The sequence below is a fragment of the Alteromonas sp. 5E99-2 genome (assembly GCF_017368475.1).
In the GTDB taxonomy this organism is placed as follows: Bacteria; Pseudomonadota; Gammaproteobacteria; order Enterobacterales; family Alteromonadaceae; genus Alteromonas_F.
Genome location: NZ_JAFNJE010000004.1, coordinates 77830 through 92212, shown reverse-complemented (window position 1 = coordinate 92212; position 14383 = coordinate 77830). Strand labels below are relative to the sequence as shown.

Below are 14383 nucleotides of genomic sequence, written 5' to 3'. Positions count from 1 at the left end.
ATTAACGTTTTTCCCTATGTAGAGGAAAGTGACAACTATAAGTATGCTCATGTATTCGCCGGGGTGACGGTACGTTTACACATTCTCGCTGCGCTCTTGGGCATCTAGGCCCAAGTCTGCATCCGATGGGAACATTTTGTAAAGCGGGTATACTTCCTGATAAGGCTGGGAGTAACGTTTTATGGGATAAATCAGAACGAAAACTTGGCGCACTGTCGATGAGGGCTTTTGTATAGGGGTGTAAAGGGCGTTTTTTAAGGTTTTTCATCTTTCCCGACTCTACGGTTTGGCCGCAATATAGCACCGTCATACTATTGGCCATACTGGCTATAGCAAGTAAATCATGACTTACAAACAAAACGGCAACAGAACGAGTCACATTAAGCTTAGTTAATAGTTTTAGTATCTGAGTTTTTGTTTTTGTTTCCATACCTCGTGTGGGATCGTCAGCTATGATTATCTTGGGCTGCGCAACCAGTGCCATAGCCAGCATTATTCTTTGCCCTATGCCGGTAGATATTTCATGAGGATATGAGTTCATCACTCCTAAATGGTCTTTAATTCCAACCTTATGAAGTGTGGATATGGTTGTTTTTTTCCGTCTTGCTGCTCTTTGCCAGAAATATTTCCCTACAACGAGCTCATTGGGAATACTCTCTTTTATTTGAGCTCCAATTTTTACTGATGGATCTAGCGCTGTTAGTGGGTTTTGGAAAACTACGGCTATTTCCCGATTCATTATTGTGCGCCGACGTTCCGCCGAAATATTAAGTAAATCCTCACCGTTCCACGTCATTCTGTCTGCGGTTACTCGCCAATTTGGTGGCGTTGCGCCAGATATGACGGTAACAATAATACTTTTACCTGAGCCTGATTCACCGACTAGCGCTCTTATCTCACCTTCTCTCACCGTTAGGCTTACTTTATCAAGTGCTTTTATGAGCTTCCCTTCGTGGGGAATTTCGAGGGTTAAATTCTTAATATCTAATAACGGCATTAGCGACTAGTCCTAGCGCGTAAAGCCGCTCTTAAACCGTCTCCAACGATATTTATCGCTAAGACAAAAAGAAAAATAAACAATCCAGGAAGGATGATATTCCATGGAGTGATATAGGCAATATCTAATCCTTCCGCAAGCATTGCTCCTAATTCTGGGGTGGGGGATTGCGCACCTAGATTTAGAAAACCTAAGGCACTAATATCAATGATTGCAATAGACATGGCTAGAGTCCCCTGGACAACTAGCATTTCTGATAAGTTGGGTAACAAGGAGTAATAAAAAATTTGAAACGGAGTCGCCCCATCTAATTTAGATGCACGAATATAGTCGTTATCCATTTGTTCACTAACATAATTTCTCGTAACGTGAATAAACTGAGGTATAAGTGCTAAGGTTATTGCCCAAATGGTATTTAATAAACCGACACCGAAGATGCCTACAATGATAATGGCAATTAATAATGTCGGGATTGCCATTAATGCGTCGAGTAAATGGTTTAAAACCGAAGAACGTATACCTCTAAGCATTCCTGCTAACGTACCAACAGTCACACCCACTAAAAGTGATATTAAAACAACTGTTAGGGCACTGCTAAAGGTGACTCTGCTTGCATACATTAATCTAGATAAAACATCTCGGCCTAATGCATCTGTACCTAATATGAAATTAATACTGCCTGCAGTATCCCAACTAGGTGGAAGAATCAAAGCATCAGTGTTTTGAACCGAAGGGGATGTTGGAGCGAGTAATGGAGCCAGTAATGCTAAACTAACCATTGTTAAAAACAGAATAAAGCCAATCATAGATACATGATCTTCTTTGAATGAGTGCCATGTTTGCCGCCAAGGAGCAGGATGAAATTCTTCTTCGTAAAGGCTAAATCGAGACATCAGAGACACTCCCTTTTTTGGGATCAATTATTCTATTTAGTAAATCAGCAAAAATGGTCAAGGAGATAACGAGTGTGGAAACGACTAGCATCCCAATGCGCAATGCAGAGTAATCTTGTTGATAAATAGCTTGCAGTAAAAAATTACCAACACCAGGCCAAGAAAACAACACTTCGATAATCATAGCATTGGTAATTAGAGTGGTAATTTGTATAGCTGCTAATGGCAATACTGGAAGTAATGAGTTTCTAAGTACATGATTAAAGAATATAGTCTTAAATGGAAGACCTCTAGAACGCGCAGCAGAAATATAAGGCTTGTTTAATACATCTATAACAGAACGTCTAACAAGACGAGCTAGCGCAGCTGCAGAAACTAAACCTACGGCAAGACTAGGTAAAACCATGTGATGCAGACAATTCATAAAAGCAGCTTTGCGGTCGATGTTCTCAGCTAAGAATATGTCGATTAAGACGAAGCCGGTTTGATGCGGAATATTAAATAATACGGAAATTCGTCCAGATAGCGGGAATAGTTTAAGTTGAAAACAAAATATAAGTATAAATGCTAGTCCACTCCAAAAAACGGGCGTTGAATACTGAATAATGGAGGCCGCATTAATACTATAATCTATTTTTGTATAGGCTTTTATTCCCGCAATGCATCCTAAAGGAACACCAATACAAATAGCGATGAAAGCTGAATAAATGCTCAGTTCTATTGTCGCTGGAATAACACGAGCCATATCAGCAGCCAATTGGTTACCTGATATTGTACTTATTCCCCAATCACCTTGTAGTAACAGCGAACAATAATTCATAAAGTAATGAATGGGGTTGGTGTCAATTGCCCACTTATTAGCAAGGTGTTCAATGACTTTGGCGTTCTCTGTTGTGACGCCTGATAAGTTAGTTAATGGGTCTCCTGGAAACATGTGTGCGAGTGCAAGCGAAAAGCAAATCAGTACACTGAGAGTGATGACAAATAATAAAAGGTACCTGATTATAACTGCCATCATTGGCTTTTACTCACACCAGAAAACCGTATCGCGCCATAAGGATTATTAGTCAAACCTATTAACTGCTTGTTATACGCTTGATAGCTCAAAGAGTGGGCGATGGGTACAATTGGAATTTGCTTAGCAATTAGATGGTTAACTTCTTCATAGATCAGTTGTCTTTGTGCGATATCATCGGTTTGTAGTGCTTGATAAACCAATTGGTCATAGTCGTCATTACACCACCTTGCAACGTTTGTCCCTGAGGGGATAGCATCGCAGCTAAGTAGAGGTCGATAGAAATTATCAGGATCTCCATTGTCTGCTGACCAACCTAGCAACACTGAGTCATGCTCTCCGAGGTTTAACTTTTCTATAAAAGGCGTCCAGTCTCGATTAACTATATTAACGTTAATTAAGACGTCGGCTAAATATTGCTGAATAAGTTCTGCCATTTGTTTTGCATTGGGATTGTAGTCTCGAATAAGTGGGGTTGCCCAAATTGTCATTGTAAAGCCGGGTTCAATGCCGGCTTCGTCAAGTAGTTTACGAGCCAATATTGGGTTGTAAGACGTATCGTTAACATCTTCGCTATGAGCCCAACTCGTGGGAGGAATAAGTGTATTAGCTGGGGTCGCTTTTCCTAAGTAAACGGTTTCGAGTAATGAATTTTTATCAATGGCGTAGGCTAAAGCTCTTCGTACGTTAGGGTCGTTGAAAGGCGCCTTTTGGGTGTTAAACGCCCAGTAACCAATGTTTAATGAAGGCGATTGGTCTAACACTAAATCATCTCTATCGACAATAACGTCAAGCTCCGATTGGGAAGGGAAGGCAATAATGTCGCATTCGCCAGTCACTAGTTTAGCGAGCCGAAGAGTACTTTTGGGAGTAATATCATAAATTAAATTATTGACTGTCTTTTCGTCTTTCCAATAATCATCATGCTTTTTAAAATAAATAACCTGGCCTTTTGTATAATCTTGATATTTGAACGGCCCCGTACCAATTGGATAACTGTCGATCTGTTCTGGTTGGTTGTTTATAAGTAAATTTTGGGCGTACTCTGCGGATAAGATAATTGAAAAATCTGTAGCAAGGTTGGCTAGAAAAGAACTATCCCGTTGGTTAAGTGTAATTTGTACCCTGTATCCATTTATTCTTTTAACTTCTTTAATAAATTTCGAGAGCTTTAAACTTTGAAAGTAAGGATAACGGCCACCTGATACATGGTGGTAGGGATGAGATTCATTACGCCAACGGTTAATGCTAAACACTACATCATCAGCATTAAATGAACGTGTCGGTGTAAAATACGATGTTGTGTGAAAATTAACACCGCGGCGCAATTGAAAAGTATAAGTAAGGCCATCTTTACTTACTAGCCAACTACTAGCAAGAGACGGGATTATTTTTCCATCAATAGGGTCGAATTCAATTAGTCGGTTATATATTTGGTATGAAGATGCATCAGCTGTAGTTGCATAGGTATCGAGTTGCGGGTTAAAAGTATTTGGATCACTCTCTGAACAATAGACAATTGAATCAGATGCAATGCTGTCGAGATTAGATTGAGAACATGCGCTGATTAGTAAAACTAACACACCAATGATACATGTATTTAGTAAATGAGTGTTCATTTATACCGACTTGCCGTTGATATTCTGTGTAGAAGATTCTAACAAATTATACTTTTTCAGGTAGCCTCTAAGTTGATGATAAGTTAAGCCTAATTGTTCTGCTGTACGTTTCTGACTAAATTGGCATTCTGCGAGTGCACTTTTAATCAGATCTATTTCAAAATTCTGAGAGGTCTCTTTTAGATTTAATGGAAAGCTAAAGGAAGGACTGGTATTCGGTGCAATTTGAGGTTGCTCAGAAATGGATGAGTTTGAATTGGCTTTGTCTAAGACTGAATCACTTTCATCTTTCAGTGGATCAATATGTTGAGCTCTATCTTTAGTCTTGGTTCTAGATTTTGGTTTGAAAGGGGATTCAAACGGGTCCAATACAATTTCATGGACGGGTACATGGGGGTTGTTGTTTCGGTAAACTGCACGTTCAACAACGTTTTTTAATTCTCGAATATTCCCCGGCCAATCATAATCTAACAATATCTGCTTTGCGTTCTTTGAAAAGCCACTGAATAACTCCATTTCTAGCTCTTTTGTCATACTCATTGCGAAGTGCTCCGCTAGATCTATGATATCGTCTCGCCGTTCACGCAATGGGGGAATAGTAATAACGTCGAATGCGAGCCTATCCAACAGATCAGCTCTAAACTCGCCAGATTCAGCCAAAGCGGGAAGATTTTCATTTGTTGCTGCAATAATACGTACGTCAACTTTTACACTTCTACTTCCACCGACCCTCTCGAATTCACCATATTCTATAACACGTAATAGTTTTTCTTGGATTAAGCCAGATGTGTTCCCTAGTTCATCTAAAAATAAGGTACCGTTGTCAGCGACTTCAAAGCGACCTTCTCGGCGCTTCGATGCGCCGGTAAATGCGCCTGCTTCATAGCCAAACAGTTCTGACTCCAACAAACTTTCACTTAATGCAGCACAATTTAATTTAAGATAAGTTTGATCCCAGCGCTTAGACAAATAATGCAACCGAGCAGCGATAAGCTCTTTACCTGTGCCGCGCTCACCAATAACCAATACGGGTTTATTTAGTGGGGCGATTTGAGATATTTGCTCTAATATCTCTAAAAAACTATTGGATTGCCCTAATAAATTATCTTGCTTGCGGAAACGGCTCAAATTAGATTCCTTAATATTTGGTCAAAAAAACCAAATGTTAGTGTAAGTGATAACGGTGAGGAAATCGACATTTTTATTGATTTAGATTAAATTGTTATTTTTCATTCGGTTATACTGTTTTTTAGAGTTGGCAAGCTTATTGAATACATTCTCAGTATAGTTATTTAATCTTAAGTAAAACGAGGCATACAATTATGGGAATTTTCTCGCGTTTCACCGATATCGTTAATTCAAACATCAACTCGCTTTTAGATAAAGCAGAAGATCCTGAAAAAATGGTTCGTCTAATTATTCAAGAAATGGAAGACACCTTAGTCGAGGTACGTTCTACTTCAGCTAAGACAATAGCAAGTAAGAAAGAAATCGTACATCAAATTAATAAATTTGATTCCGATGCCGCAGATTGGGAAGCAAAAGCGGAGCTGGCTATTAACAAAGAACGTGAAGACTTAGCAAGAGCCGCTTTACAAGAAAAACAAAGGGCAGCAGACAGTGCAGAAACGCTTCGGACTGAGCTTAGCATTGTAGAAGAACAAATTTCTAAACTTCAGGATGAAGTAGGTCAGCTACAAGAAAAATTAGCTGATGCGAAAAGTCGTCAGAAAGCGATTTTAATGCGCCAAAAAACGGTGAGTTCTCGCTTAGAAGTTAAGCGAACTCTAGATAGTGGTAAAGTAGATGCAGCTATGGAAAGGTTCGGTCAGTTTGAGAGAAAAATTGATGATTTAGAATCTCAAGTTGAAGCCTATGACCTTGGGAAGAAAACCTTGAACGATGAATTTTCTGAACTTGAAGCAGATGATAAAGTAACTGATGAGCTAGAAGCGCTGAAAGCGAAAATGAGCAAAAAAGCGAAATCTTAAGTTTATAGTCTAGTTATTTATTAATTTATCGGCCCTAGCTTAGGGCCTGTTTTCAAGGAGAGTAAAAATGAATGAAGGTATAGTTGGACTCTTCATCGCACCATTGATCTTGTTTATTATTTTCGTAGCACCTATTTGGTTAATTTTGCACTATAAAAGTAAAAAACAAGTTGCCCAGGGGCTAGCGCCGGAAGATCAAGCCGTATTGAAAGACATGGCTATTAAGGCAGAGGTAATGGCAGAGCGGATTGAAACATTAGAAGCTATATTAGACCAAGAAACTCCTGATTGGAGAAAAAAGGCATGAAATCAAAACGACGTTTGTTTAGAGACACTGAGAATAAAAGGATTGCAGGTGTCTGCTCTGGAATAGCGGATTATTTTGGTATCGAAGTATGGTTTATGCGGATATTAACTATAACGTGCTTCTTTTTACTTGCCGCTCCTTTTGTTTTCGTAACTTATGTTGCTGCGTGGGTTATCTTAGATAAGAAGCACAAAAGTGAAATCAATAATGCCGAAAATACAGTGTCAATTCATGACGGTAAAGGATGGAAAAATGAAGCATCTTCACCAACTGGTCCGGTGGAATTGAAAACAAAAGTATGGCAAGCAGGGGAGCCGCCAAAACAAGCATTGTCAGATATAAAAGATAGATTTGAGCAAGCAGAACTAAAATTGAGAAATATAGAAACTTATGTAACTTCTCGTGAATTTCAATTAAAACGAGAATTTAACCAGCTGTAAATGAGTAGAGTCTTTAAAAAACCCGAATTATTTCGGGTTTTTTATTGTTTAATTTCTTAAAAAATTGATTTAATCGCAAATAAACCGTTCTTAATAGAAAAAGTTAGCGTTTTCGGCATGTTCTAGTCTATTCTCGCAAACTAGAGTTCATGAGTAGGTAGTGTAAATGCGATTGGAAATCAGCTGTCAGGACAGGTTGGGCATAACTCAAGATATACTTGATATTCTTGTTGAGCATAAAATCGATTTACGAGGTATCGAGATTTACGAATCAGGAAAAATATACTTACATTTTCCGAATATGGAATTTGAAGATTTTAAACATTTGATGCCTAAAATAAGACGGATAAATGGTATCGAGGATGTTAAAACTACACTTTATATGCCTGGGGAAAGGGAACACTATCAGCTATCAGCAATTTTACAGGCATTACCCGACCCTGTTTTTTCATTTGACATTAAAGGTGCAGTTGTCACATGCAACACAGCGGCGCTTTCAAGTTTAGAGCTTTCTCAAGAAGAAGTAGAGGGGCTGGAACTTGGAGAATTGATTGACGGAGTTGTTGTCAGCAATTGGCTTGAACGGAGTGATATTGGCTCTCAGACAACAAAAGTTAAGTTTATTAAACAAGATTATTTAGCCGACATAGTTCCTGTGTTTGTTCCTGACGGTACCAATGGCTCAATATTGGCTGGGGGCGTTATGATGTTGAAATCTGAAGTGAGGCTGGAGCAGCAATTTAACACCTTTCATACCTATGAAAAAAGCGCTTTTGAACAATTCACTACGTCAAGTATGGCAATGAAAAAGGTTATCAAAGCAGCACAACAAATCTCCGATCTTGATGCTTCAATTGTTATAAGCGGTGAAACAGGATCGGGTAAAAAGCGCTTAGCGCAAGCTTGCCATCAAAATAGTCGAAGAGCTAACAAGGCTTTTTTAGTGTTAAATTGTGCCTTGCTACCTGAAACTGTGCTGGAATTAGAACTATTTGGTTGTGCAGATAATGTCATGGGACAAACTTCAGCTAAAGTGGGGTTGTTTGAAAGCTGTGATGGTGGAACGCTCTTTTTAAACGAAGTGTCTGCGCTGCCAGAGAATATACAACTGAAACTTATACACTTTTTAGAAACTGGGCAATTTAATCGAATCGGGGAGCATAAATTGCGAACAGTCTCGGTGCGAGTAATTTGCTCAACAACTGAAGATTTGAGTGAATTATCTGATAAAGGTAAATTTAAGCAGGAACTTTATTACCAATTGAATAGCCTTAATATAACGATGCCAGCGCTAAGAGATAGGAAAGCAGACATCATTGAAATTGCAGAGGAATGCATCGTTGAGAATAGTGCAAAACTTGGAAAGCGTACTGCAAAACTGAATAAATCTTGTGTTGATTTTTTATTACAGTACCCATGGCCTGGAAATGTTAGGCAGCTAAAAAATACGTTATTTAGAGTGTTATCAATGTCTGACTCAAGTGAGATTGTTAAAGATGATCTCAAACTCCCCAGTTGTGCACCTTCGGTTACATACATAGATGAGAACTTTGACGGCACATTAGATGAAGAAGTGAAAAAGTTTGAAAAAGACGTACTAAGACGACTTTATCCATCGTACCCAAGTACTCGTCAGCTAGCAAAAAAATTAGGTTTGAGTCATACGGCAATTGCCAATAAATTAAGAGAATATGGCATCAACAAAAGTTCAACACCACTTTAGTGCTATCTATTTACATTTATTGACTTTTTATAGGTAGTTCAGTGGTGTTTTTTACTTGTTTTAATGCAAATGTAGAGCTTAAGTGATCAACTAAAGGCAAATTTGTTAGTTTATTTTTCAGTAAGTGTTCGTATTCTTCTATGCTTTCTACAATGACTTTGAGTAAATAATCTTTTTCACCACTGGTGGTGTGGCATTCGACAATTTCATTAATCGACTGAACAGCATTTTCGAAATCGTTCAGTGACTCACCATCGTGATTTTTTAGTGTGACGTAAATAAAAACCGACACCCCAAGATTCAAAAGTTTATTATCGAGCAATGTTACTTTTTGCTTAATTATACCTTCAGCTTCTAGTTTCTTTACTCTTCTCCAACAGGGAGTATGAGATAAACCTACTCGAGTGCTTAATTCCGCCATAGAGACGGTTGCATCTTTCTGTAACACTCTGAGTATTTCTCGGTCAAACTTATCGAGTTTCATCTATCATATAAATCGTCAACAAACAGGACATATATCCTAACACTAAGGATCGTATAAACATAGAATTTCTGTTGAGATTGCCAATTTCTACAAACATAGCAAATTTATTGTTTGATTTTTATTTTACTATTTTGTCAGTAAATATTTTATAAGGATCGCAATGTCTGTTTTAGATCACAATGAATACAATAATCACGAGCATGTCGCTTTTTTTAATGATAAATATTCAGGTTTACAAGCAATTATCGCGGTACACAATACTAATTTGGGACCCGCTCTTGGAGGGTGTCGTATGTGGTCATATGCAAATAGTGAGGAAGCGCTGACGGATGTACTTAGGTTGTCGAAAGGAATGACCTATAAAGCTGCTATGGCAAATGTAGCTTTGGGTGGCGGAAAATCAGTGATTCTTGGAGATCCTAGAGCTGCTAAAACTCCCGCTATGATGGAAGCAATGGGAAAATTCGTTGACACGTTTAAAGGGCGTTATTACACGGCCGAAGATTCGGGGATTTCCGTTGAAGATTTACAACATATGGAAAAACACTCTAATTATATAGCGGGTATTCACTCCAAGTATCATATTAGTGAAGAAAAGTCTGATGGCAATCCATCGCCGGCTACTGCATTGGGTGTGTTTGTTGGGGTAAAAGCAGCCGTTGCATACCAATATAATACTGACTTAAGAGGGGTGAAAGTTGCTATACAGGGACTGGGAAGTGTAGGGATTCGCTTGGCTCGACATTTAAAAAATGCGGGAGCAGAGTTATTTGTAGCAGATGTGTACAAGCCGAACGTAACCGTCGCAGCAGAAGAACTGGGGGCTGTTATTGTCGATCCTCAAGATATTTTAACTCTCGATGTTGACGTTATTGCACCTTGTGCACTAGGCGCAACGATTAACCCTACATCGTTACCTAACATTAAAGCTAAAGTGATTGCGGGAGCGGCAAATAACCAATTGGCAAATGAGGGAATAGGAACAGAATGCCGTAATAGAGGAATCCTCTACGCTCCAGATTATGTGATTAATGCCGGAGGAATAATTGATATTTATCATCAAAAAATTGAAAGTTCTGATAGGGGGCTTAAAAGTCATATTGAAAATATCGGTCAAACATTAACCGATATTTTTAAAGGTTCTGATGAACAAGATTTAGCGACCAATATTGTGGCAAATAAAATTGCTGAAGAACGGTTTTTGAAAAAGTGAAAAGCGCTTGCATGAACTGCGTAACTTGTTCATAATGCGCGCCTTCAATGGTAGGCCTTTGGTCCTCCCGCAATGATACTTTGTGAACTCGGTCAGGCCTGGAAGGGAGCAGCCGCAGCAAACGACTCATGTGCCGGGATGCGGCTGAAGGTGTGCCACCCAATCTACTCAAATTGAATTAAGACGCGCTAGATTCTAAAAAGTGTATTGCTTTTCCAACGGCTTCTTCAACGTTCATTTTCATTTGCATCCTTTCACTCTGGGGCAAATAAAAGGCCATATCTACTTCATATCGTATGTACCGCGGCGGTACTTGATTAAGCGCTAAGCAACATAAATCCGCTAAATAATCAGGTGTCTGTGTTTTGTCTAAACCTAACGCAGTCACATGCTCTATGACCAAATGTTCATAGTAATTATGAATGTCATCATCTAATTTCATTTTATAGTCTCTTTTATATAATTTTAATTTCTAAACATTATCTAAAGATAGTTTGAACATTATAAAAACAAAAGTTCTATTTAAGTTTTACGCAAATGGGTTAATAATTAAACTGCTGTAAACATTTATTTACAAATTGAGTTAGCATCTTTTAATTGATTTGAAACTTTCACAGCTATTTGAAACTGTTAAGTTGACCAGCCGTGTTTTATTTGGTTATTATTTTGTTGGGAAAGATTTCTCAAAAAATTAATAAAAGTCGTTATCAATTGCAATAATCAATTTTTAATTGAACGAATAATAAACACTAAATGAATTTAGTGGTCTAGGGAGACAATACATGTTTAGAAATTCAAAGCTAGCTTCGGCTGTGAAGCTTGCTGGAATGGTTGGTGCTGCATCGACTATCCTTACTACCCCTTTGTACGCTCAAGAGTCATCGGGCGAAGAAGAAGTTAACGTCGAGAAAATCGCAGTAACAGGTTCTCGTATACGCAAGGCTGACTTTTCAAGTAATGCTCCAGTTGCGACTATTAGTGCAGAACAGTTCACTCTTACAAACTCAGTGAATACTGAAGCGTTATTAAATACGCTACCACAAACGGTTCCTGGTCTGGACCGTTCTTCCAATAACCCAGGTGGTGGTATTGCAACTGTTAACCTACGTGGTTTAGGCACTAGCCGTACGCTAGTGTTGGTTGATGGAATCCGTGCAACTCCAACTACGGCTGCAGGTGTTGTTGATATTAACACTATTCCGGCTGCGCTTATTGAAGATGTAGAAGTGCTAACAGGTGGTGCTTCAGCAGTTTATGGTTCAGACGCGGTTGCAGGTGTTGTTAACTTTAAACTAAAAAGAAACTTCGAAGGTGCAGAAGCTCAAGTCAGTTATGAAACTACAGAAGAAGGTGATGCCGGAATTTGGAATGGTTCATTTACTGTAGGTGGCAACTTTGATGATAACCGCGGTAACGTTGTGTTGTCTCTTCAATATACCGAACGTGAAGAATTATTTGCCGGCGACAGAGAAATTTCCGCTGTTGCGTTAGATGATGCTGTGGCTGAAGATGGTAGCCTATTTTTAGAATCTTTTGGTTCTTCAGGTGTACCAGGAACGTCTATTTTTGCAGCTGGATTACCGGATGAGTTTGGTGGCGGCGGTATTTTTGATCCAGATGGTTCATTTAGACCTTTCGTTCAATCTGGTGAGCCGAACGACTTTTATAATTTTGCTCCAGTTAACTATCTGCAACTTCCTCAGGAACGTTATAATATAACTGCACTTGGTCGTTATGAAATAACTGACAACATTGAAGTGTATGGTCAGGGCAGTTTCGCAAACAGTTTTGTTCCACAACAATTAGCTGCAACACCAGTTTTTGAAACTTCAGAATTTACTTTAGATGGAAATCCATTTATTGACGCTGAAGCTCAACAGATTTTGTCTGACGCAATTGGTGGTGATGTAGACACTGATAACGATGGTATTGCTGATACCGCTACTGCATTAGTGCGTCGCCGTTTACTTGAAGTTGGCGCTCGTATTGCAGAAGACACTAGTACTAAGTTTTCAATTTTAGCTGGTTTACGCGGCGCATTTGGGGATTCTGCTTGGGAATATGACCTTTACTATCAAACTGGTGAAGTTACTCAAGATACTATTCAGTTAGGTAACGTCAATGTAGACCGTTTCAACCAAGCTCTTCTCCTTGCGACAGATGAATCTGGGCAGGTTATTCTTGATGCAGATGGAAACCCAAGTTGTTCTGATACTGCTTCTAACGGTGGTTTAACGGGTTGTACTCCATTAAATATTTTCGGTGAAGGTAATATCAGCGAAGAATCAGCCGAGTTTATTTCTACGCGAGTTAATTCAGCACAAAAATTCGAGCAGGATGTATTTGGTTTTAATATCACTGGTGATACTGGTGATTTCTTTGAACTTCCTGGCGGTGCAATTGGCCTTTCAGTAGGTTTTGAACGAAGAGAAGAGAACTTCTCTTTTGACCCATCACAAGATTTAGCAGCAAGTACGATTGCTGGTTTTAATGGTTCACCTCCCGTATCTGGTAACATTGAAGTAAATGATTACTTTGTAGAGGCATATCTACCTTTGGTTTCTGATGTGGCATTCGCAGAACTTATTGATTTAGAGTTAGCATACCGTTATGCAAATTACTCTACAATTGGTGGTGTAAGTTCATTTAAAGTCGCAGGTTCTTGGGCCGTGAACGATAAAGTTCGCTTCAGAGCTGGATTTAACCGAGCGGTTAGAGCTCCAAATATTGATGAATTGTTCTCTCCTCAAAGTGAAGGTAACCCTTCAGCAGAAGATCCTTGTTCATCGCAAGCAGTTGATCAATCAGAGGCAGTTAGAGCTATTTGTTTAGCAACGGGTGTTCCTGCAAACGCAGTTTTCACACCGTCACTTGATGCTATTTCAGGCCAAACGAGCGGACTTTTTGGTGGTAACCCAGAATTACAAGAAGAAGAAGCCGATACTGTGACAATTGGAGCTGTATTTTCTCCGATCGAAGATTTAAATATTAGTATCGATTACTTTGACATTGAAATTGAAGATGCAGTATTTGACTTCGGTGGTGGTGTAAATAATATCCTTCAAAGTTGTTATGATACTAGCAATGAGAATGGTGGTGTAGGTTCTGCGTTCTGTGATGTTATTACTCGTCGCGCAGATGGTACAATTGATTTTGTAGAAGTTCTGTCTCAGAATGTGGGTAAACTAGCATTAAAAGGTGTTGACCTTTCTGTGAATTATTCTTTTGATTTAGCTGGCGGTAATATGCGCGTAAGCTACTTAGGAACTTACACAGACGAAAACTCTTTCCAGACATCGGCCGCAGATCCTGTGATAGATTGTGCAGGTCAATTTGGTGATACATGTGGTGAGCCAGTTCAAGACTATAAGCACAGAGCAACAGTACAGTGGGGTCAAGATGACTTCGACGTTCAGTTACTATGGCGTTTTATCGGAAGTACTGAAGATGATAATGATGATGTAGTATTTGTACAAGAAACTACAGGTTCAGTTAGTTACTTTGATTTAACTGGTACTTACTACCTTAATGATCACTTTAAGTTGAATGCAGGTGTACGTAACTTGTTTGAAAAAGAGCCATTAGTATTTGGCGCTAACTCAGAACAGTCAAACACATATCCTGCAACATATGATGTGTTCGGTAGAACTTACTTTGCTGGTATTACAGCAACGTTCTAAAACACGTTATTTGGATATATT

The 14383-nt window shown here is 39.0% G+C and carries 13 protein-coding genes and 1 other RNA gene; 7 read left to right on the top strand and 7 right to left on the bottom strand.

Annotation, left to right across the window (positions count from 1 at the left end):
• Window position 1: 1 nt before the first annotated feature.
• The 5 genes from J3L16_RS05770 to pspF form a co-directional block, all read right to left on the bottom strand.
• Entirely contained in the window at window positions 2-997 is a 996-nt protein-coding gene (locus tag J3L16_RS05770) for an oligopeptide/dipeptide ABC transporter ATP-binding protein (RefSeq protein WP_207611949.1), read from the bottom strand.
• A complete protein-coding gene (locus J3L16_RS05765) occupies window positions 997-1890 on the bottom strand; it encodes an ABC transporter permease subunit (protein WP_207611948.1) in 894 nt (297 codons plus the stop codon). The genes J3L16_RS05770 and J3L16_RS05765 overlap by 1 nt, the downstream gene beginning before the upstream one ends.
• Window positions 1877-2824: an ABC transporter permease gene (locus J3L16_RS05760; protein WP_242698692.1), complete on the bottom strand. Its 948-nt coding sequence runs from the start codon at window positions 2822-2824 to the stop codon at window positions 1877-1879. Before J3L16_RS05760 ends, J3L16_RS05765 begins: the two co-directional genes overlap by 14 nt.
• An 80-nt stretch (window positions 2825-2904) precedes the next feature.
• The gene (locus J3L16_RS05755) at window positions 2905-4524 is read right to left on the bottom strand and encodes an ABC transporter substrate-binding protein (protein WP_207611946.1); all 1620 of its coding nucleotides are present in this window, start codon (window positions 4522-4524) and stop codon (window positions 2905-2907) included.
• Window positions 4525-5652: a phage shock protein operon transcriptional activator gene (pspF, locus tag J3L16_RS05750; RefSeq protein ID WP_207611945.1), complete on the bottom strand. Its 1128-nt coding sequence runs from the start codon at window positions 5650-5652 to the stop codon at window positions 4525-4527.
• A gap of 194 nt (window positions 5653-5846) precedes the next feature.
• On the opposite strand from pspF, the gene pspA reads away from it, so the two are divergent.
• The 4 genes from pspA (at window position 5847) to J3L16_RS05730 (ending at window position 8985) form a co-directional block, all read left to right on the top strand.
• Window positions 5847-6515, top strand: coding sequence for a phage shock protein PspA (gene pspA / locus J3L16_RS05745; protein WP_207611944.1), 669 nt, complete (start codon window positions 5847-5849; stop codon window positions 6513-6515).
• Window positions 6516-6582: 67 nt separating this feature from the next.
• Window positions 6583-6822 (top strand): envelope stress response membrane protein PspB, encoded by a 240-nt coding sequence (gene pspB / locus J3L16_RS05740; protein ID WP_207611943.1) that lies wholly within the window; start codon window positions 6583-6585, stop codon window positions 6820-6822.
• Complete coding sequence (gene pspC, locus J3L16_RS05735; protein WP_207611942.1) at window positions 6819-7262, top strand: envelope stress response membrane protein PspC; 444 nt, start codon at window positions 6819-6821, stop codon at window positions 7260-7262. Before pspB ends, pspC begins: the two co-directional genes overlap by 4 nt.
• A gap of 166 nt (window positions 7263-7428) precedes the next feature.
• Window positions 7429-8985 (top strand): sigma 54-interacting transcriptional regulator, encoded by a 1557-nt coding sequence (locus J3L16_RS05730; RefSeq protein ID WP_207611941.1) that lies wholly within the window; start codon window positions 7429-7431, stop codon window positions 8983-8985.
• Window positions 8986-9001: 16 nt separating this feature from the next.
• On the opposite strand, the gene J3L16_RS05725 is transcribed toward J3L16_RS05730, so the two are convergent.
• Window positions 9002-9469, bottom strand: coding sequence for an Lrp/AsnC family transcriptional regulator (locus J3L16_RS05725; protein WP_207611940.1), 468 nt, complete (start codon window positions 9467-9469; stop codon window positions 9002-9004).
• Window positions 9470-9629: 160 nt separating this feature from the next.
• Between J3L16_RS05725 and J3L16_RS05720 the strand changes: the two genes are divergently transcribed.
• Window positions 9630-10682 (top strand): Glu/Leu/Phe/Val dehydrogenase, encoded by a 1053-nt coding sequence (locus J3L16_RS05720; protein ID WP_207611939.1) that lies wholly within the window; start codon window positions 9630-9632, stop codon window positions 10680-10682.
• A gap of 56 nt (window positions 10683-10738) precedes the next feature.
• Window positions 10739-10835: signal recognition particle sRNA small type (ffs, locus tag J3L16_RS05715), an RNA gene on the top strand.
• Window positions 10836-10860: 25 nt separating this feature from the next.
• Here the strand turns inward: ffs and J3L16_RS05710 are convergent.
• Window positions 10861-11124: a late competence development ComFB family protein gene (locus J3L16_RS05710; protein WP_207611938.1), complete on the bottom strand. Its 264-nt coding sequence runs from the start codon at window positions 11122-11124 to the stop codon at window positions 10861-10863.
• Window positions 11125-11464: 340 nt separating this feature from the next.
• Here J3L16_RS05710 and J3L16_RS05705 point away from each other — a divergent pair, with 340 nt between their 5' ends.
• The gene (locus tag J3L16_RS05705; RefSeq protein ID WP_207611937.1) at window positions 11465-14362 is read left to right on the top strand and encodes a TonB-dependent receptor; all 2898 of its coding nucleotides are present in this window, start codon (window positions 11465-11467) and stop codon (window positions 14360-14362) included.
• Window positions 14363-14383 lie beyond the last annotated feature (21 nt).